Here is a 19820-nt window from a genome sequence, read left to right as displayed (position 1 = left end):
CCCCGCTCGGTACCCTGCTGACCGTGGCGCTCTACCGGAAGTACCGACCCGCAAGCTTCGCCGAGGTCGTCGGCCAGGAGCATGTCACCGCACCGTTGTCGACGGCGCTGTCCGCCGGCCGCATCAACCACGCGTATCTGTTCTCCGGCCCGCGTGGCTGCGGCAAGACCTCCTCGGCCCGCATCCTGGCCCGGTCGCTGAACTGCGAGCAGGGGCCCACCCCGACGCCGTGCGGGGTGTGCGACTCCTGTGTGGCGCTGGCACCCAACGGCCCGGGCAACGTGGACGTGTCCGAACTGGACGCGGCCAGCCACGGCGGCGTGGACGACACCCGTGAACTGCGCGACCGAGCGTTCTACGCGCCGGCCCAGTCGCGGTACCGCATCTTCATCATCGACGAAGCGCACATGGTCACCAATGCGGGTTTCAACGCGCTGCTCAAGATCGTCGAGGAGCCGCCGGACCACCTGATCTTCGTGTTCGCCACCACCGAACCGGAAAAGGTGCTGCCCACCATCCGGTCCCGCACCCATCACTACCCGTTCCGGTTGTTGGCGCCCAAGACGATGCGCACCCTGCTGGAACGCATCTGCCGCGACGAGGGCGTGACGGTGGAGGACGCCGTCTACCCGCTGGTGATCCGGGCGGGCGGCGGATCGCCGCGCGACAGTCTCTCGGTGCTCGATCAGCTGGTCGCCGGGGCCGACAACAATCACGTCGTCTATCAGCGGGCGCTGTCGCTGTTGGGCGCCACCGATGTCGCGCTGATCGACGACGCCGTCGACGCGCTGGCCGCCGGCGATGCCGCCGCACTGTTCGGGGCGGTGGAATCGGTGATCGACGCCGGCCACGACCCGCGCCGATTCGCTGTGGATCTGCTGGAACGTTTCCGCGATCTCATTGTGCTGCAAGCCGTTCCGGATGCCGCCGACCGCGGGGTGGTCGATGCCCCGGACGGGGTGCTGGACCGGATGCGCGAACAGGCCGCCAAGGTGGGCTCGGCCACGCTGGCGCGTTACGCCGAGGTGGTACATGCCGGGCTCGGCGAGATGCGTGGCGCCACCGCGCCGCGGCTGTTGCTCGAAGTGGTCTGCGCCAGGCTGCTGTTGCCGTCGGCCCACGACACGGAATCGGCTCTGCTGCAACGCATCGAGCGGATCGAGACCCGGCTGGACATGGCCATACCGGCTGACGGTTCGGCCCCGGCACCTGCCGCGGCTGCGATGTCGGCCAAGCAGTTCGTCCGCGCCAGCCGGGCCCAGGCCGCGGCCGAGGCGGCTCCCGAGCCGAAGCCCGAACCCACGCCCGCGCCGATTCCCCAGCCCAGGCCGCTGCCCACACCCGAACCCGCCCCGGCCCCCGCGCCGGTGACGCCGCCGGTGCCCACACCGGCTCCAGCGCCGGTGCCCCCGCCCCGACCCGCTCCGGTCCCCGAACCACAACCAGAACCGGAACCGGCCCCCGCGCCGGTGCCCCCGCCCGCCGCCGTCGGTCAACCGGATGCCGCGGCGGTCCGCTCGATGTGGGATACCGTGCGGGAAAAGGTGAATGCCCGCAGCAAGCCGGTCAACGCCATGCTGGCCGATGCGATCGTGCGTGCGGTGGACGGTGACACGCTGGTGCTCAGCCATCGGGCTCCGCCGCTGGCCAAACGGCTCAGTGAGCCACGCAACGTCGACGTCATCCGCGAGGCACTCAAGGACGCGCTCGGGGTGAACTGGCAGATCCGCTGCGTGCCGGACTCGGGCGAACCCGCGCCGTCCGATACCGCTCCGGCTCCGCGCCCGGATCAGCGGGCCGAAGAGGAACGCATGCTGGCCGAGGCCAACAGCGACACCTCGGAGGTGGTGCGCCGCGACCCGGAGGAAGTGGCGATCGAACTGCTGCAGAACGAACTGGGCGCCAAGCGCATCGAACGTAGTTAGGGCGCCCACCAGGGCCGCATCGGCAGATCGCCATCGCGGCCACGGTCATCCAGCTTGACTGCCAGAACCTGGTGTAGCTGAACCACATTCGACTCGAAACCGAGCCGGGACCCGGCCATGTACAGACCCCACACCCTGGCGGTGGGCAGGCCGACCTCGGCTACCGCCTCATCCCAGTGCTCGACCAGGTTGCGGCCCCAGTCCCGCAATGTGAGTGCGTAGTGCTTGCGCAGATTCTCCTCGTGCAGCACTTCCAGCCCGACGTCCTGCGCCTCGGCGATGATGCGTCCGGATCCCGTCAGCTCGCCGTCGGGGAAGACGTAGCGATCGATGAAGAAGCTGGCCGAGGCGCCGGCACGGTTGTTGGGGCGGGTGATGCTGTGGTTGAGCAGCAGGGCACCCGGACGCATCCTCGCCTGCAGGAAGGCGAAATAGGCGGGGTAGTTCGCCACACCGATGTGCTCGGTCAGCCCGATCGAGGACACCGCGTCGAATCCGGATTCGGTGATATCGCGATAGTCGCCGTGGCGCACCTCGGCCAGACCGGACAACCCCTCATCGGCGATGGCGCGCTGCGCCCACGCCGCCTGTTCGGCCGACAGGGTCACGCCCAGCACCCGGACGCCTCTGCGGGCCGCGTAGCGAACCATGCTGCCCCAGCCGCAGCCCACGTCGAGCAGTCGGTCCCCGGGTTGCAAGCGCAGCTTCTCGAAGACCAGCCGGTACTTGTTGTCCTGGGCATCTTCCAGCGAGGCATGCTCATCCGGGTAGCACGCGCAGGTGTAGGTCATCGATGGGCCGAGTACGCGTTCGTAGAAGATATTCGACACATCGTAGTGATGGTGTATCGCCTCGGCGTCGCGTTTCTTACTGTGCCGCAGCCCTTCTGCGACGCGTCGCCAGCGCGGAAGCGCCTCCTGAGGGGGCGGTGCGATGGGGAACAGATGCTCCAGGCCTATCGAACCGATGACATTGGCCAGCACGCGGGCGGGCGGGCGCTTGATCGCCATCTTGTCCGCGAGTGCCCGCAACAGGTCGTAGGGATCGCCGGGATGCACCCCCAGCGGCTCGATATCGCCGGCGACGTAGGCACGGGCCAGGCCCAGTTCGCCCGGTGCGGTGGCCAGGTATGTGGTGCCGCGCGGAGACGTCAGCGAAAGGCCGACGGTGGCATCCGCCGGTCCCGATGTGCTGCCGTCGTACGCGGTGAACTTCAGGGGGAGCTTGCCGGCGGTGAAGACTTCGAGCACCTCGGCGAGACTGAGCCGACCCTGATCGGCGTGATCTTTGAACGTCGTCATCGGTTGTGCACCGCCTTCGCGTACAGGTCGAGTAACCGTGAGTCGGGGTCGTAGGTTTTCTTCACGGATCGGTAGGTCTCGCCGCCGTAGAGGGCGTCGAACTCGTCGGCGCCGTAGAAGGATTCCGAGTACAGCGACTTGTGGCCGTTCAGTTCGGCGACCTTGCGTTCGATGAGTCGGTTGGTGTGTCCCGGTGCGGGACCGGCCGGTACCGAGGACCAGAAGCCGATGTTGACGTAGGTGTGACCGGGTCGCAGCGGATACAGCGGCCACTGTGCACCGTGGTCGCGCAACCGCAGCGGGCACAGCCAGATCGGTTCGATGGGAACGTTGTCCAGGAACCAGTTCAGGAAGGTGGTGCAGTTCTCCAGTGGCACCTCGACGTCCTGGACCACCCGCTCCCTGGGGGGACGGCCGTTACGCTTCTCGATTCGGTCGGCGATCCCGAACCGCTGGTCGTAACCGATGAGCTTCCAGTAGAAACTGCTGCGACGGTAGCGGCGCGGCCACAGCCGGCGCAGCACCGGATGCTGGGCGCCGAAAGCCCTTGAACACCAGAACCAATCGGTGTCCCAGCGCCACAGGTAGTCGGCGATGGTGAGGCGGTCGTGGCGCTCGCCCTCGGCGTGCTGAATGGAGCGGTAATAGATGTCGCGGCCGGTGTAGTCGCTGACCGGGCCCGCGGTGTCGGTCTGAATGCCCAGGCACAGGTAGCTCTCGTCGGCGCTGAACACCACGCCGTCGAGGTAGTGCACGGGCACACCCTGGTAGCCGCGGGTCTCGATGATGCGGTCCATCTCGGCGACCATCTCGTCGAGCGAATGGAACCGCAGATGGCGCAGCGCGACGAAGGGCTGGACGGATTCCAATTCGATCCGTAGCCGCACCGAATAGCCGAGGGTGCCATAGGAGTTCGGAAACGCATGAAAGAGGTCCGGATGGGTGTCCCGGTCGGCGGTCACCAGCTCACCTGCGCCGGTGAGGACGTCGAGTTCGAGCACCGACTCGTGGGGCAGGCCGTTGCGGAAGGACGCTGATTCGATACCGAGACCGGTGACGGCACCGCCGAGCGTGATCGTCTTGAGCTGGGGAACCACCAGTGGGGACAGGCCGTGGGGCAGGGTGGCGGCCACCAGATCCTCGTAGGTGCACATACCCGAGACGTCGGCGGTGCGGGCTGCGGGGTCCACGGCGATGACGCCGGTGAGCCCGGAGGTGTCCAGACCTTCGGCAGCGATCTTCTCCCGCGCCCGGAACAGGTTCGACGTGGGTTTGCGCAGTCGCACAGTCGCTGTCGGGGGGATGGCCCGGTAACTGGCCAGTAGTCGCTGCACGCCCGCCCCGTGTACAGCTTGTGCGTCAGTTGCCACAACAGACACACATATACGCTAGTCCTCGGTCGCCGAAGCCGCGACCGCACCGATACGTGATGACAGGAGTTTTGCACTCATGGGACAGGTCAGCGCTTCCAGCACTGTGTTGATAGATGCCGCACCGGAAGCTGTGCTTGCCGCGGTCTCCGATTACCAGACGGTGCGGCCCAAGATCCTCTCGTCGCATTACAGCAACTACTCCGTGCTGCAGGGCGGGCAGGGCGCAGGCACCGTCGTCACCTGGAAGCTGCAGGCCACCGAGTCCCGCTCCCGCGATGTGAAGGCCAGCGTCGACGTCGCCGGCAAGACCGTCATCGAGAAGGACGCCAACTCCACCCTGGTGACCAACTGGACGGTGGCGCCCGCAGGCACCGGTTCGACCGTCACCGTCAAGACGTCGTGGAACGGCGCGGGCGGTATCAAGGGCTTCTTCGAGAAGACCTTCGCCCCGCTGGGCCTGCGCAAGATTCAGGACGAGGTGCTGGGCAACCTGAAGAAGGAACTCGAAACGGCTTCCTAGGTGTTGGCCAGCCAGGTCGCGACGCCCCGGGCCACCGCCTCGGCCAGCTTCTGGCGTCCGGCCTCGGACTCCATCAACGCGGAGTCGGCCGGGTTCTTCATATTGCCCAGCTCCACCAGCACCGACGGGAACTGCGCATGGTTGAGCCCGGCGATGTCCGAGCGCGGGTTGAGGCCCCCTGAGCCGATGTAGTTGGCCGGCGGGATCCCCGAGCCGCGTAGTTGATCTCGCATGATCTGGGCGAACTGCACCGAGGGGCCGGCCTGCACGGTGTTCAGCGGCGGGTCCGAGTAGAGCACGTGGAATCCGCGACCGGTGGCTGGGCCGCCGTCGGCGTGAATGCTGACGATGGCGTTGGGCCGCAGGGCGTTGGCCATGGCGGCACGCTCGTCGACGCACGGTCCGAGTGCGTCGTCATTGCCGCGTGACAGCGCGGTGCGCACACCGTTGGCATCCAGGATGGCGCGGACACGAAGCGTGACGTCCCAGTTGAAGGTGTGCTCGGGGTAGCCGGAGTTCGTGGCGGTGCCACTGGCCTGGCAGTCCTTGGTGCCGCCCCGCCCGGTGGGAACCTGACGGCTGATGGACGCGTCGTTGGCGCCGTTGTGGCCCGGATCGAGGAACACGATCTTGCCGGCGATGGTGTTGGGTGCGGCGCCGGCCAGCGGGGCGGCCGAGCCGGACAAACTGGCGGCGACGAGCATCGTCGCCGCTGTGATGGCGCCGACACGCAAGCTGGAGGGGACGTGCACGCCGCCACGGTAGTCGCCGTGACGGCTAGTGTTGAAGAGCAAATCGTCTCGGACTCGTGAGTGAAATGAAGTCGAGACCAGGTCGAAATCAAGAGGGGACAGTCATGCAACCCGATGGTGGTCAGCCCGATATGTCCGCGTTGCTCGCGCAGGCACAGCAGGTGCAGCAGCAGCTGATGGAGGCGCAGGAGGCGCTGGCAAACGCCGAGGTGCACGGCCAGGGCGGCGGTGGCCTGGTGCAGGTCACCATGAAGGGCAGCGGTGAGGTCATCGCGGTGGCCATCGACCCGAAGGTGATCGACCCGTCCGATCCCGAGACGCTGCAGGATCTCATCGTCGGTGCGCTCGCCGATGCCGCCAAGCAGGTCACCATCCTCGCCCAGACGCGGCTCGGGCCGCTGGCCGGTGGCCTGGGTGGTTTCGGACTGCCGGGTACCTGAGTTGTTCGAGGGGCCGGTACAGGATCTGATCGACGAGCTCGGCAAGCTGCCGGGTATCGGGCCCAAGAGTGCCCAGCGCATCGCGTTCCATCTGTTGTCGGTGGAGCCGCCGGATATCGACCGGCTGACCGCGGTGCTCGGCCGAATCCGCGACGGTGTCACGTTCTGTGCGGTGTGCGGCAATGTCTCCGATGAGGAACGCTGCCGGATCTGCAAAGATGCCCGCCGCGACGCCTCCCTGGTGTGCGTCGTCGAGGAACCCAAGGACATCCAGGCGGTCGAGCGCACCCGTGAGTTCCGGGGGCGCTACCACGTGCTGGGCGGGGCGCTGGATCCGTTGTCCGGGGTGGGGCCCGACCAGCTGCGCATCCGCGAACTGCTCAACCGGATCGGGGAACGGGTCGACGGTGTCGACGTAGCCGAGGTGATCATTGCTACCGACCCCAACACCGAGGGCGAGGCGACCGCGACGTACCTCATGCGGATGCTGCGTGATATCCCCGGATTGACCGTAAGCCGGATTGCATCCGGTCTGCCCATGGGCGGTGACCTGGAGTTTGCCGACGAATTGACGCTAGGACGTGCGCTCGCCGGCCGTCGCGCTATGGTCTAGATGACATAGACGTCAATTTGTCTACTGCCTGCCGAGCGGCTGGTGGTTTGCTGAACTTGCGTGTCGGTGCACGAGTTCGTGAAGGGCGGTGAAGGTGACTCGCGTCTTCCTTTCGACCTGGGGGCAGAGTGACAACATCGGCGATTCGATCCTGCGGCGTGGTCAACTACGCACGTTCCAGAACATCGACGGCGCCCAACTGCATGTCCATGTGGGCCGCAAGGATTTCGATCCCAACGCCGAGGACTATGTGACGGCGATCGGGCTCGACGGCACCGAGAAGCAGTACGACACGGCGGCCGGGTGGCTGTTCCGGGCCCTCGGTAGTTCGGCCGCGGCGCGCACCATCCTGGTCATGCCGACCGGGGAGATCCTCATGCCTGAGCGCTTCCGCCGCTACTGGGGATGGTGGACCCTCGTCGGGGCGCTCGGAGCCAAGAGTCGCGGCGGCGCCATGGTGCAGGTCGGCGCCGGGGTGCGGATGGCGACGGTCGGCAAGAACGCCGAGGACGGCACCCGTGTCGTTCGGGAACAGATCGAGGTTCCGCCGCTGGAGCGGATCGCCCGCCGCAATATGCCGGTGGTGGCATGGCGAGATGCCAACACCCGCAACTCATTCCAGGTCGGTGATGTCGCCCCGGACTGGGCGTTCGGCGAGGGTCCCGATCCGGCCGACGGTCTGGGGCCGGCGCCCTCGGCGCGCAAGGTGCTGGCGGTGACCATGCGTTCGGACCGGGACGTGTTGACCGAGGACAAGGTTGCGCTGATCCGGGAGATCGCGCACATGTACGGGTTGCGGATCCAGGTGTACAGCCAGGTGCGCCGGGACCGTGCCACGATGGAGAAACTGGCCGAGATCCTGCATCCCGGCACGCCGGCGATCGTGATGCGCGATGAGACCCACGGTGAATGGGAAGCGCTCATGCGCAACCTGTATCGGGATTCTGCGATCGTCGTCAGCGACCGGCTGCACGCCCTGATCATCGCCGCTACCGAGGGCGCCATACCGCTGGCGGTGTCGAACTGGACGACCGAGAAGGCCGTCCGGATGCTCAAACCCGGCGGGTTCGACCTGCCGTCGCAGGATCCGGGTGCCATCAAGAGCTATCTCGCGGAGATGTTCGCCGACCCAGCGGCCGTGAGTCGTCGCATCAGCGGTGCCCGCGCCGAACTCGACGGTGTGCGCGCCCGGTTGCGGGCGCTGGTCGCCGGTTAGACCCGGCGCGGCGCCGCCAGTCGCTCGGTGCGCAGCAGATCCACTTCGGCAAGTTGCAGCCCAGGTAGCTCGCCCACGACCTGGGTGAGCAGGTGATCGGCCAGCTCCGGATTGCGTGCCAGGCACGGTCCGTGCAGGTAGGTGGCCACCACACTGCCCTGCACCGCGCCGTCGTAGCCGTCACCGGCGCGGTTGCCCGCCCCCTTGGTGACCGCGCTCAGTGGCTCGGCGTCGCGCCCGAGAATCGTTCCGCCCCGATGGTTTTCGAAACCCGTCAGGGGTTGGGTGAGACCGCTCAGCAACGGTGTCGCCGACACCTCCCCGATGGTGCGAGCATCCTGCGGCGCAGTGGTGACATCGAGCAGACCGACGCCGTCGACCCGTTCACCGGCCGAGGTCTCATACCAGTGCCCGAGCACCTGGATGGCCGCGCAGATCGCGAGCACCGGGGCCCCGCGCACCGCGGCGCGTTGCAGACCCGGGTAGCGGATCAGATGCTTGGTCGCCAGCCGCTGGGCGTAGTCCTCGGCGCCGCCCAACGTGTAGATGTCCAGCGAGTCCGGTACCGGGTCGGCCAGGGTGATCTCGATGATCTCGGCGTCGATCCCGCGCAGTCGCAGTCGTTGTCGCAGCACCACCGCGTTGCCGCTGTCACCGTAGGTGCCCATCACATCGGGCAGCACCAGCCCGATCCGGACGGTCACGAGACCCGCCTGTTCAGGTGCAGGAAGGCCGTGTAGTTGGCGATCACCTCGACATGACCGGGCGGACAGGACGCGATCGCGGCGACGGTGTCATGTACCAGGGTGTGCTCCACACCGGCATAGCCGAGGCGCACCGCCAGGTCGGTACCGCGTTCACCGGCCGCGACCACCTGGGTGCGCTCGAAATGCTCGAACCGGACATCCCAGAGCCAGGACAGATCTTCCCCGTCGGGGACCTGTCCGTTGACCGAGATCACCACTCCCGCAGCGTCTTTGTCGATCATCGACAGGGCCTCCTGCCAGCCCGCTGGATTCTTGGCCAGTAGCAGGCGTGCCGTGTGGGCGCCGACCTTGACGGTCCGGTACCGGCCGGCGACTTCGTCCACCGTCGATACCGCGGCCACCGCCTTGGCCGGGTCGGCACCCAGCGCCACCGCCGCGGCAACGGCCTGGATGGCGTTCCCGCGGTTGACCGCACCCGGCAGAGCGAGCGTCATCGGCAAGGTGAGGCCCTCGGGGCCGTGGATATCGGTGTCGTCATAAGTCCACTGCGGCGTGGGTCTCTTGAAATCGGTACCGGTGGAGTGCCAGTGGTTGCCGTCGCGGACGATGATCTCCCCGGAGCGTGGACAGCTCACCGAATCCCCGGCCCAGCTGCCACCGGCCGCGACCCACACCACGTTCGGGCAGTCGTACGCCGCCGAGGTCATCAGGACGTCATCGCAGTTGGCGATCACCACGGCGTCCGGGTGGCGGGCCAACCCGGCGCGCAGCGTGCGTTCGATGTGATTGATTTCACCGACGCGATCGAGCTGATCGCGGGACAGATTGAGCAGCACGATCACCGCCGGTGACACCGCGTCACTGACGTGTGGCACGTGCATCTCGTCGACTTCCAGTGCGGCCAGTTCGGCCCTGCGGGCCCCGGCCAGCGCGGCGACCAGCCCGGCGTCCATGTTGGCGCCCTCGGCGTTGGTCGCCACCGGGCCCAGCGTGGACAGCGCCGCGGCGGTCATCCTGGTCGTGGTCGATTTACCGTTTGTACCGGTCACGACCACCGCGCGGCGGTTCTTGCCGAGTTGTGCCAGGACCGACTTGTCGATCGACATCGCCACCAGGCCGCCGATCATCGCCCCGGCGCCGCGGCCGGTCACCCGGGAGGCCCAGCGTGCGGCGGACCCGGCGCCCAGCGCCAGCCGTGCTCTAGGGGTGACCATCCTGCGAATTTTAGGTGCCCGACACGCGCTGCTGCGATCCGGTGTTGTCGGACCACCGTGCCATCCTCGGAATATGAGCCAGTGCTGGGGCCGACCGGCGGCCGAAGCGGGGGCCGGGTGGGCCGTCGTGGACGTGGAGACCACCGGGTTCCGGCCGGGCCAGGCTCGCGTCGTCAGCGTCGCCGCCCTGGCCGTCGGCGACGATGGCAGCATCGAGCACAGTGTCTCCTCCCTGCTGAACCCCGGCGTGGACCCCGGCCCCACCCACGTGCACGGACTGACCGCCGAGATGCTGGCGGGCCAACCCACGTTCGGCGATATCGCACCTCAGCTCATCGAGGTGCTGCACGGCCGGACGCTGGTCGCGCACAACGTCGCGTTCGACTATGCATTCCTGGCGGCCGAGGCCGAACTCGTCGGCGCCCAATTGCCGGTCGATACCGTCATGTGCACGGTCGAGCTGGCGCGCCGGCTGAATCTGGGTACCGAGAACCTGCGCCTGGAGACGTTGGCCCGACACTGGGGCGCCACCCAGTTGCGCCCGCACGATGCGCTCGATGACGCGCTGGTGCTCGCGCAGATCCTCAAGCCCGCGCTGGTGCAGGCCCGTGAGCGCAGATCATGGCTGCCGATCCGCTCCGTGAGCCGCCGGATCTGGCCCAACGGCCAGATCACCCACGAGGAGCTGCGGCCGCTGAAGGTGCTGGCGGCACGGATGCCGTGCGATCACCTGAATCCGGGGCTCTATGTCGCCGGGCGGCCGCTGGTGCAAGGTATGCGGATCGCGCTGTCGGCCGAGATGACGCATACCCACGAAGAGGTCATCGAGCGGATCATCGACGCCGGCCTCTCCTATGCGGAGAACGTCGACCGGCAGACCTCCCTGGTGGTGTGCAATGACGCCGCACCCGCACAGGGTAAGGGCTACCAGGCGGTCGAGCAGGGCATCCCGCTGATGGGAGACGCCGAGTTCATGACACTCATCGGGCAAGCCGTCGGCGGCACCGATGTCGAGGAGTTCACCGACACGACCGCGGACGGCGACCAGTACGCGCTGTTCTGAACGATGATCACCGGGTGAACCGCAGCATCCCGGCGATCCTGCTCGCGGCCGCCCTCGCGCTGGCACCGTCGGCGACCGCGGACACCGAGGGCACCACCTGGTTCCTCGGCGGCGGACGCACCGCCGGTTCGCCGTCGGAGCTGAGCATCGAGCAGGCCCGCGAGCGCCTCGGCGACCAGGGGCCCGACGCACGCATCGACGCGGTGATCCAGTACAGCCGCGACGGCGTGCACACCGGCGGCCCCTTCGGTGCGGCGGTACGTGAGGGCACGGCCAATGCCGTGGCCGTGGTCGAGCCCGGCGACACCGTGATCGGCTACAGCCAGGGCGCCGTGATCGCCCAACAGCTCAAGAAGATCCTGGCCGGCGCCCCCACCGTCACCGCCGCGGACTACGCCTTCATCACCTTCGGCGACCCGACGAACAGCAAGGGCGGCGAGATGCCGTTCATGCGTCGGCACCGGATCAACCTGGGCGACCTCCTCCCGCCGTTGACCGCCGATGACGAGACGGCGTTCACCACCACCACGGTGGCCCAGGAGTACGACCGCATCGCCGACTTCCCGGACCACCCGTGGAACCTGGTGGCCGTGTACAACTCGCTGCTGTCGGCCAAGGACCATCTGGGCTACCGGATGGCCTGGTCGGACACCACCCAGACGCAGCGCACCGCGGGGGTGCACCTCGATGAGACCCAGGACCGCGACCGTGTGATCACCACGGAGCGCAACAGTAAGGGCGGCAGCAACATTCACGTGCTGGTGAAGTCCGAAACGTTGCCGCTGACGCGCCCGCTGCGCACTGGAGTCTTTTGGCTCGACCGCGTGGTGGACGCGATCGACATCCCGCTGCGATGGATCATCGACCTCGGCTACCGCGGAGTGCGGGCTTAGCGCGTCGGTCAGGCGAACAGTGGCGGATTCAGCCGCGCGAACCCCGCTTGTCGTACGTAGGGGAAATGTGGATAAGACGGCTCGGGTGTGCTGACGGCATCCAGACGCGCGATCTGCTCGCCGGTCAGGGTCCAACCGACCGCACCGAGATTGTCGAGCAGCTGCGCGGGGGTGCGGGCGCCGACGATGACCGACGCGACCGTGGGACGGCGAAGAACCCAGTTGAGCGCGACCTGCGGGATGGAACGTCCCGTCTCGTCGGCGATGGCGGAGAGTTCGTCGACGACATCGAAGAGCACGTCATCGTCCACAGGTGGCCCGGCATCGGCCGTCCTGTGCAGGCGGCTGACGGGCGGGAGACCCGTTCCGCGTCGTATCCGTCCCGTCAGTCGTCCCCAGCCCAGTGGGCTCCAGACCAGCGCGCCCACCCCCTGGTCGAGGCCCAGTGGCATCAGGTCCCATTCGTAGTCCCGGCCGATCAGCGAGTAGTAGACCTGGTGGGCGACATATCGCACGCGGTGCGACGCGTCCGCCGCGGCAAGGGATTTCATGAGCTGCCAGCCGGCAAAATTCGAAACGCCCGTGTAGCGGATCTTCCCCTGTGTCACCAGGACATCGAGCGTGTCCACCACTTCCTCGACCGGTGTCGCAGCGTCGTAGGCATGGAGCTGGAACACGTCGATGTGATCGGTGCGCAAGCGGCGAAGTGCGCCTTCGACGGCGGTGATCAGGCGTCGCCGTGACGTGCCCGCGTCGTCGGGTCCGGAGCCGACGGGTAGTGCGGCCTTGGTCGAGATCAGTACGGAATCGCGGCGGCCTTGCAGGGCCGCGCCGAGGACGGATTCCGATGCGCCGTCGGAGTAGACATCGGCGGTGTCGAACAGGGTGATCCCCGCCTCCAGGCAGATGTCCACCATGGTGCGGGCCTCATCGATTCCGGTGTCTGCCCAGGCTCCGAAGAACTCTCCGCTTGCGCCGAATGTCGCTGCACCGAAGGCCAATTCGGAAACGATCAGGCCGGATCGGCCTAGATGACGGTACTCCACCAGCACTCCTTAAAGAGATTATCTTCCCGTTAAGTCAGAGTAGCACCGGTCGCGCGTTAAGGACACGTCAGTCCCGTTAAGGTGGGATCATGGCGACCAGACCCGGAGGCAGGACGGCCGCGGTGCGATCCGCGGTGCTCACCGCGACTGCCGACCTGCTCATCGAGAACGGTCTGGTGGGGCTGGAGCTGACGGCGGTCGCCGACCGGGCCGGTGTCGGCAAATCGACGGTCTACCGACGCTGGGGAACCGTGTCTGCCCTCGTCGACGACCTGCTGGCCGATATGGCAGAGACGTCGCGGCCGCGTCCCAGCACCGGCAGCCTCCGGGATGACCTGGTGAGCGTGGCCAGACTGATCCAGCGGACGCTGGCCGATCGACGCCAGGGCAGCCTTTTCAAGGCAATTCTCGCCGCCGGCACCTGCGATGTGCGCACCGCCGAGGCGCTCGCCGGCTTCTACCAGGTACGCATCGGCGAGATGGCGCCGATCATCCTGGACGCGATCGAGCGCGGTGAGGCCCCGCGGGGAACCGATCCCGCCGCAGTGATCCGGTACGTGTCTGCCCCGCTGTACTACAGCCTGCTCACCGATACCGAACCACTGCGCCGGGCAGACGCGGACAGGGCGGCTGCTGCTGCGCTCGCGGCCGTGACCGCCGGCGTCTTCGCCTGAGTTACCGCGCCGCCCGGTTCACTGCGGACACCACGGCGCGCAGCGATGCCGTGGTGATGGATGTGGCGATGCCGACGCCCCACACCGTCTTGCCGCCGATGGACGCTTCGACGTAGGCCGCGGCCTGGGCCTCTTCGCCCGCGGACAGCGCATGCTCGGAGTAGTCCAGCACGTTCACCTGGAAGCCGACCGCACCGATGGCATCCACGAACGCGGCCAGCGGACCGTTACCGGCGCCGACGATCTCACGTTCCTCGCCGTCGATCTTGACGATCGCGGTGATGGTGTCTGTCCCGCCGTCGACCTCGGAGGCGTCGACCTTCTGCCGCATGCGCTCCAGTGGCCGGATCGGGGACAGGTATTCCTCGGAGAAGACCTCCCAGATTTCCTTGGGTGAGACTTCGCCGCCCTCACCATCGGTGATCTGCTGGATGGCCTGGCTGAACTCGATCTGCAGCCGGCGCGGCAGCGCCAGACCGTGATCGGCCTTCATGATGTAGGCGACGCCGCCCTTGCCGGACTGCGAGTTCACCCGGATGACGGCCTCGTACGTGCGCCCGACGTCCTTGGGGTCGATCGGCAGGTACGGAACCTGCCACAGGATGTCGTCGACATCGGAATCAGCTTCGTCGGCAGCGACTTTCATCGCGTCCAGGCCCTTGTTGATGGCGTCCTGGTGGCTGCCGGAGAACGCGGTGTACACCAGATCGCCACCGTAGGGGTGGCGTTCGTGCACGGGCAGCTGGTTGCAGTACTCCACGGTGCGGCGGATCTCGTCGATATTGGAGAAGTCGATCTGCGGGTCGACGCCGCGGCTGAACAGGTTCAGGCCCAACGTCACCAGGCACACGTTGCCGGTGCGCTCGCCGTTGCCGAACAGGCAGCCCTCGATGCGGTCCGCCCCGGCCTGGTAGCCCAGTTCGGCTGCGGCGACGGCGGTTCCGCGGTCATTGTGCGGGTGCAGGCTCAAGATGATGCTGTCCCGCGGTGCCAGATGCCGGTTCATCCACTCGATGGAATCGGCGTACACGTTCGGGGTGGCCATCTCGACGGTGGCGGGCAGGTTGACGATCAGCGGCACCTCGGGCGTCGGCTGCACGATCTCGGCGACGGCGTTGCAGACATCCACCGCGTACTCCAGTTCGGTGCCCGTGTAGGACTCCGGGCTGTACTCGTAGCGCCACCGGGTGTCCGGGTACTTCTTGGCCTCTTCGACGCACATCCGCGCACCGTCGGTAGCGATCTTCTTCACGGCGGCGCGATCGGCGCGGAAGACCACCCGGCGCTGCAGGATCGACGTCGAGTTGTAGAAGTGCACGATCGCCTGCGGCGCACCGGCGCACGCCTCGAAGGTCTTGGCGATCAGCTCGGGACGGCACTGGGTCAGCACCTGGATGGTGACATCGTCGGGGATGGCGCCCTGCTCGATGATCTCGCGGACGAAGTCGAAGTCGGTTTGGCTGGCCGACGGGAAGCCGACCTCGATCTCCTTGTAGCCCATCCGGACCAGCAGGTCGAACATGCGGCGCTTGCGCGCCGGGCTCATCGGGTCGATCAGGGCCTGGTTGCCGTCACGCAGGTCCACCGCACACCACTGCGGGGCGGTGTCGATGACCTTGTCGGGCCAGGTGCGGTCCGGCACGGTGACCGGTTCGACCTCTTCGGCGAAAGTGCGGTAGCGGTTCACCGGCATGGCGGATGCGCGCTGGGTGTTCCAGGAGGGCTGGCCGGGATTGCGGGGGCCGGCCGGGGTGGTGATCGCGCGGACGGACGAGAAGGCGTCAGATGAGATGTCAGGGGTGGTCATGATGTTGGCTCCGGGGTCTTGTGTGGATTTCAGACCGGCGCATCGCGAAAACCCGCGACGGGAGGCCAGTCTGGATCAGACCCCGTCGCGGCGTCCGAGAAGGAGCACCCGCTGCACGTGGGCAACTGTACTCCGGGAGGGGCGCGGGCCAAAACGGCAGTCGCAGAATTGGTGCACGACGCGGTCCCGAACCCGGTTTAGGGTGCTAGTGAGCTACGAATTCGGGGGTCGGATGGGCGAGTCGGTCGAGGTTGTCACCTCGGAGCTGCACCTGGCAGCGGACCGTTTACGGGGCGCGGGACAGCGCCTGCAGGATGGGCTGTCCGCGGTGGACCTGGAGACCAGCAACCTGCTCGCGTCCGGCTGGAAGGGCGAGGCGGCCACCGCCTTCGACAAGTACTGGGAACAGTGGCACAACGGGGCGGGCCAGGTGGTGCGGGCCCTGCAGACCATGTCGGAGGCCCTCGACACGGCCGCCACGAACTATCGGGCGGCCGATGAGCAGGCCGGCGGCGCGCTCGGTTCGACCATGCAGGCCGGTGGGGGCTCGGGGGCGGCGACTGGCGGCGGCGGCGGTGCCCCGACCGCTGGTGGTGCCCCGACCGGGGCGGGTGCTGCCGGCGCGGACGACACCGGCGGCTCGACCGGCTCACCGTCCGGTCTGGCGGAGCAGATGAACCTCGGCGAGACGATGGCTCCAATGTCACAGGCAGCGGGTATCCCCACGCAGGTCGCGGGGCAGGTGGCGGGTGGATTGATGCAGGCCGGGACGATGGCGGCCGGCGCAGCGCAGCAGGCCGTGCAGGTGGCGACGCAGGTGGCACAGGAGGCGCACGCTGCCGCCGCGGAGTCCGAAACTGTCGAGGCGGGGTCTGAAAAGCCGGAGTCCGAGACCGCGGCGGGCGGCGAGGCGCAGGCGGGTCCGGCGCCGGTCGAGGCACCCCGTGCGGGGGCCGATACATCCGGGCCGGAGGAAACGCCGGGTCGGAGCCTCTGATGTCGAAATTGGTGGTGGACTTTCCGCAGCTGCAGGGTGCCATCGATCACATGGAGCAGTTCGGGCGCGAGGTCGCCGAGGTGCTGGAGGAGATCGACCAGGCGATGGCCGCACTGCGGGCCAACTGGGAAGGGCAGGCCTCAGACACCCAGGCGCAATCGCAGCAGCTGTGGGAAGACGGCGCCGAGCAGATGAAATCGTCGCTGGAGGCGCTGCGCACGGTCGCCGAGAACGCGCACAAGAACTACACCGACGCCGTGGACAAGAACGGGAAGATGTGGGCGGGCTGATCGCGTGCGGATTGAGGTAGAACCGCAGGCGCTCATCGATGCGGGTAAACAGGTCGGCGCTCTCGGCGTCCAGCTGGGTGCGCTGTCCGACGCGATGGGTCAGGTGCTTGCCAGCGGTATCGCGTCCGGCGCAGATCCGGCGGGGCTGAACTTCGGGATCTCCTACGGACGCCAGGCCGATCAGTTCGGCCAGTACCTGGCCCAGGCTGCCAACGCGTTCAAGAACGTCGGCCTCATGTTGGAGGCCACCGGCTACAACTATCAGCATGCCGACCAAGCGTCGGCGGCGGGCGGGTCGGGACCTTCCGGCAGCGTGAGCGGAGAACCGGCCGAGACGACGGCCGGCGACGCCCCCTACGGGCCCAACGGCAGCATCGTGACCCCGCCGACGAAATACCACCTGATCACCCCGTTCATCCGGCTGATCCCCGCCTTCGGCATGGCGGCCGGCGTCGCGATGACCTGGCCCAGCGGCAACTCCGGCATGATGAATGTGACTGCCGCGCAATGGCGCAACATCGGGCAAGGGCTGAAGGTCTTCGAGTCGGCACTCAGCGGGGCGAAAGCGGCAGTCGGCGCCCAGGACATCCCCGAAGGCGCCACCATCACCACCGCGCTGTCGGATCTGGGCAGCGGCACCACCACGCTGGCCGGCGTCGCCGATGGATTGGCCACGTCCATCAGCGATTTCGCGGCCGGGGTACTTGAGACCCAAGACGCGATTCGGGATCTGCTGGACCGGATCTCGCTCGACGGACTGTGGGACACCGTCACGGGCTTCCTCAGCGGCGACGGCGACAGGGTCCTGCGGGAGATCGCCGACGATGTCAGCACGGTGCTGGAGAACTTCCAGAATCAGGTCAAGGGTGTCCTCGGGCTCCTCGAAGAACTCGCGACCCTACTGGGTGAGGCCGCCGACGCCTTCCAGAAGTGGATAAGGCCGGTCCTGGTAGAGACCTTCGGGGAAGACGCGGGCAATGTACTGGCCGACGGTATCAAGCTGTTCACCGACATCCAGGTGGGCGGGGCAACCGGTCTGATCGCCCTGGTGTCCGGCACGGTGGCGCTGGCCGATCCCGATACCTGGAAGGGCATCGCGGATACGGCGCTGATGGTCGCCAAGGACCCGTCGCTGATCGACGATGTGCTCAAGCAGATCGGCAGCGAGTTCATCGCGTTGGACCAGTGGCAGGGCGACAATCCCGGGCGTGGCTTCGGCGAGGCCGCGGTCAACGTGGCCTCGTTGTTCGTCCCGGGCGGGGCGTTCGCGAAGGGCGGTGCGGTGGCCAAGGGGCTGGCCGCCACCCGCAATCTTCTTCAAAGGGGCGAACTCGGGTCGCTGGGCAGACTGCCGGGACTGGGCGGCGGCAGAACCCCGGATGCCCCCGAACTCCCGGATATGCCTGGCGCGCCCAATGTTCCGGAGTTCACCCCACCACCGGGCATTCCCGGATCGGTGCTGGGACCGAGTGGTCCGTCGAGCTCCACCCCGACTGTCCCGACATCGCCGGGGTCGGGCTCCGGCGGCGGCTCCGCGCCAACCGAGCCGTCGCCCAACGGGTCTGGGCCCAGCCAGTCCGGTGGGGGAGCGGGCCCCGGCAGCTCGTCGTCGAACGGTCCCGCTCCGACCGGAGGCTCACCGAGCCCGGGTGGTGGCGATGGGACGTCATCCAATGGACCTGTCCCGACGGGTGGTTCGCCCAGCCCCGACGGCGGCGACGGGCCGAGCAAGCCGTCAGGTGGCGCGCCGGTATCCCCGTCGATGAGCCCGCCTAATGATTCTCCCGGTTCGAGTGGACCGAGTCCTGCCGGTGGTGGGGATGGTCCGCGTAGCGGGTCTTCGGGCGGTGGTGGCTCGACCCCTGGTGGTGGGTCGTCGGGGAGCGGTGACGTGCCAAGCGAATCGTCGCCGAATGGCTCGGGCTCGGATCCGAACGGAGATCAGTCTGGTGCCACCGACACCGACAACGGGGCCGGCACCGGCGACAACGGAACGGTGCAGAGCGGGCCGGACGGTCACCACACGGTCAACGGACATCCGCCGCCTCCGCCGGGACATTCGGCACCGGAGGCGATCGAGGCGGCGCAACGTTTCAACGACGCGTTCGTAAATGGTCAACCGACCGCCGACCTCGCACGCGCGGTGTCGGATTGGGCTACCCACCGCGTTGAGGGGGCAGACCGAGTGGTTCTCGGGCGTTGGGATGGACAGGACGGCGGTTACATCGGAGAAGCTCGCCACAATGGTGGAGGCATCTATTTCGACACGGGTGACGAGGCCTGGAACGCTGTTGAAGCGGGTCTCGGTAAAGAAGATGCCAAGAGCCTGGGTTGGCAGGTCAACGAACAGTTCTTGCGGACCCAGCTGGAGAATGGCGTCGGTAGGATCGACTACCTTCTGGACCACGACCTGTATGACTCTCTTGAAGATATGGCAGTCGAGCGCGCCGGAAGCTTCTCGCAAATGGAGGTGGAGTTCCTGAGTAAACATGCCCCGGCCTATGGCTATGAGCGAGTTGGCGATTCGTGGGTGAAAGTGAAGGACGAATAGTGACCACGACTTTTGTCGCCAAAGTGGAGTCTGTTGTCGGGCCGACTTTGTCCAGTCACGGGTTTGTGCTCGACGACAGTTACACCGGATCTGATGAAGGTGGTCGTGAGCTGTCGATTGCCTACTATCGGAACGCTGAGTGCAAACTGCAGATTTATGATTGGGCACGCGAAGGCGAGACGAATTGCATGATCGGACTCCTCGACGCGCCCAACGAGTTCGGGTTGTTGAGCAAGTCCAAGCGATGGCAATTTCTGACGCGATTCGTACGGCGTCCAGACCTGCCCCTCGCCGAACTCGCGGAGCAGGCCAGGCTGGAGCTCGAAAGCTTCGCGGATCCGCTCGAATGGGTCAACGATCGTATCGAGAGATTCTACGAAGTGGCCCTTGCCGGAATGAAGGCGAAGTACGGAAACGCGAGTGACGGATCTGCGTGAC

At 67.3% G+C, this 19820-nt stretch carries 19 protein-coding genes; 12 read left to right on the top strand and 7 right to left on the bottom strand.

The annotated features are described in order from the left end of the window. The first annotated feature begins 23 nt into the window (after nt 1-23). Nucleotides 24-1925: a DNA polymerase III subunits gamma/tau gene (locus tag C6A86_RS26600; RefSeq protein ID WP_311100933.1), complete on the top strand. Its 1902-nt coding sequence runs from the start codon at nt 24-26 to the stop codon at nt 1923-1925. Here the strand turns inward: C6A86_RS26600 and C6A86_RS26595 are convergent. Together C6A86_RS26595 and C6A86_RS26590 are read right to left on the bottom strand one after the other, a co-directional pair. Further along, a complete protein-coding gene (locus C6A86_RS26595; protein WP_105361472.1) occupies nt 1922-3226 on the bottom strand; it encodes a class I SAM-dependent methyltransferase in 1305 nt (434 codons plus the stop codon). The genes C6A86_RS26600 and C6A86_RS26595 overlap by 4 nt on opposite strands. Next, nucleotides 3223-4605 (bottom strand): FAD-binding oxidoreductase, encoded by a 1383-nt coding sequence (locus C6A86_RS26590; protein WP_105361473.1) that lies wholly within the window; start codon nt 4603-4605, stop codon nt 3223-3225. The genes C6A86_RS26595 and C6A86_RS26590 overlap by 4 nt, the downstream gene beginning before the upstream one ends. A gap of 70 nt (nt 4606-4675) precedes the next feature. Between C6A86_RS26590 and C6A86_RS26585 the strand changes: the two genes are divergently transcribed. After that, nucleotides 4676-5119 (top strand): SRPBCC family protein, encoded by a 444-nt coding sequence (locus tag C6A86_RS26585; protein WP_302031622.1) that lies wholly within the window; start codon nt 4676-4678, stop codon nt 5117-5119. On the opposite strand, the gene C6A86_RS26580 is transcribed toward C6A86_RS26585, so the two are convergent. After that, on the bottom strand, nt 5116-5823 hold the full coding sequence (locus C6A86_RS26580; RefSeq protein WP_105364115.1) for an Rv3717 family N-acetylmuramoyl-L-alanine amidase: 708 nt from the start codon (nt 5821-5823) through the stop codon (nt 5116-5118). The genes C6A86_RS26585 and C6A86_RS26580 overlap by 4 nt on opposite strands. Before the next feature lie 152 nt (nt 5824-5975). Between C6A86_RS26580 and C6A86_RS26575 the strand changes: the two genes are divergently transcribed. The 3 genes from C6A86_RS26575 (at nt 5976) to C6A86_RS26565 (ending at nt 8140) form a co-directional block, all read left to right on the top strand. Next, the gene (locus C6A86_RS26575) at nt 5976-6311 is read left to right on the top strand and encodes a YbaB/EbfC family nucleoid-associated protein (protein WP_105364114.1); all 336 of its coding nucleotides are present in this window, start codon (nt 5976-5978) and stop codon (nt 6309-6311) included. A gap of 1 nt (nt 6312) precedes the next feature. Then, nucleotides 6313-6924 carry a recombination mediator RecR gene (gene recR, locus C6A86_RS26570; RefSeq protein ID WP_057171049.1) on the top strand — a complete coding sequence of 204 codons (612 nt, stop codon included), beginning with the start codon at nt 6313-6315 and terminating at the stop codon, nt 6922-6924. Between the two features lie 94 nt (nt 6925-7018). Then, nucleotides 7019-8140, top strand: coding sequence for a polysaccharide pyruvyl transferase family protein (locus tag C6A86_RS26565; protein WP_142407013.1), 1122 nt, complete (start codon nt 7019-7021; stop codon nt 8138-8140). Here the strand turns inward: C6A86_RS26565 and C6A86_RS26560 are convergent. Both C6A86_RS26560 and C6A86_RS26555 read right to left on the bottom strand, forming a co-directional pair. Further along, a complete protein-coding gene (locus tag C6A86_RS26560; protein ID WP_233213062.1) occupies nt 8137-8808 on the bottom strand; it encodes a glutamine amidotransferase in 672 nt (223 codons plus the stop codon). The genes C6A86_RS26565 and C6A86_RS26560 overlap by 4 nt on opposite strands. Before the next feature lie 32 nt (nt 8809-8840). After that, the gene (locus C6A86_RS26555) at nt 8841-10061 is read right to left on the bottom strand and encodes a Mur ligase family protein (RefSeq protein WP_105364111.1); all 1221 of its coding nucleotides are present in this window, start codon (nt 10059-10061) and stop codon (nt 8841-8843) included. Nucleotides 10062-10134: 73 nt separating this feature from the next. Here C6A86_RS26555 and C6A86_RS26550 point away from each other — a divergent pair, with 73 nt between their 5' ends. Both C6A86_RS26550 and C6A86_RS26545 read left to right on the top strand, forming a co-directional pair. After that, nucleotides 10135-11124 carry a DEDDh family exonuclease gene (locus tag C6A86_RS26550; RefSeq protein ID WP_105364110.1) on the top strand — a complete coding sequence of 330 codons (990 nt, stop codon included), beginning with the start codon at nt 10135-10137 and terminating at the stop codon, nt 11122-11124. A gap of 14 nt (nt 11125-11138) precedes the next feature. Then, on the top strand, nt 11139-12017 hold the full coding sequence (locus C6A86_RS26545) for a PE-PPE domain-containing protein (RefSeq protein ID WP_158263280.1): 879 nt from the start codon (nt 11139-11141) through the stop codon (nt 12015-12017). A gap of 8 nt (nt 12018-12025) precedes the next feature. Here C6A86_RS26545 and C6A86_RS26540 read toward each other — a convergent pair whose 3' ends face one another. Then, the gene (locus C6A86_RS26540) at nt 12026-13063 is read right to left on the bottom strand and encodes an aldo/keto reductase (RefSeq protein WP_105364117.1); all 1038 of its coding nucleotides are present in this window, start codon (nt 13061-13063) and stop codon (nt 12026-12028) included. Between the two features lie 89 nt (nt 13064-13152). Between C6A86_RS26540 and C6A86_RS26535 the strand changes: the two genes are divergently transcribed. Next, nucleotides 13153-13737, top strand: a complete 585-nt coding sequence (locus tag C6A86_RS26535) for a TetR/AcrR family transcriptional regulator (protein ID WP_199196253.1) — start codon at nt 13153-13155, stop codon at nt 13735-13737. A 1-nt stretch (nt 13738) separates the two neighbouring features. On the opposite strand, the gene leuA is transcribed toward C6A86_RS26535, so the two are convergent. Then, the gene (leuA, locus tag C6A86_RS26530) at nt 13739-15544 is read right to left on the bottom strand and encodes a 2-isopropylmalate synthase (RefSeq protein WP_105364107.1); all 1806 of its coding nucleotides are present in this window, start codon (nt 15542-15544) and stop codon (nt 13739-13741) included. A gap of 208 nt (nt 15545-15752) precedes the next feature. On the opposite strand from leuA, the gene C6A86_RS26525 reads away from it, so the two are divergent. Genes C6A86_RS26525 through C6A86_RS26510 form a run of 4 tightly spaced genes read left to right on the top strand, consistent with a single transcriptional unit; the run spans nt 15753 to nt 19819 of the window. Continuing rightward, nucleotides 15753-16541, top strand: a complete 789-nt coding sequence (locus tag C6A86_RS26525; RefSeq protein WP_158263279.1) for a WXG100 family type VII secretion target — start codon at nt 15753-15755, stop codon at nt 16539-16541. Further along, a complete protein-coding gene (locus tag C6A86_RS26520) occupies nt 16541-16831 on the top strand; it encodes a WXG100 family type VII secretion target (protein WP_105364105.1) in 291 nt (96 codons plus the stop codon). Before C6A86_RS26525 ends, C6A86_RS26520 begins: the two co-directional genes overlap by 1 nt. A gap of 4 nt (nt 16832-16835) precedes the next feature. Beyond that, nucleotides 16836-19382, top strand: coding sequence for a PE domain-containing protein (locus C6A86_RS26515; protein WP_142407011.1), 2547 nt, complete (start codon nt 16836-16838; stop codon nt 19380-19382). Beyond that, complete coding sequence (locus C6A86_RS26510) at nt 19382-19819, top strand: hypothetical protein (RefSeq protein ID WP_142407010.1); 438 nt, start codon at nt 19382-19384, stop codon at nt 19817-19819. Before C6A86_RS26515 ends, C6A86_RS26510 begins: the two co-directional genes overlap by 1 nt. Nucleotide 19820: the final 1 nt, after the last annotated feature.

This window comes from Mycobacterium sp. ITM-2016-00316, from assembly GCF_002968335.2.
Classification (GTDB): Bacteria; Actinomycetota; Actinomycetes; order Mycobacteriales; family Mycobacteriaceae; genus Mycobacterium.
Note: the sequence above shows the minus strand (reverse complement) of the source record. Positions and strands in the feature narration are given on the sequence as shown.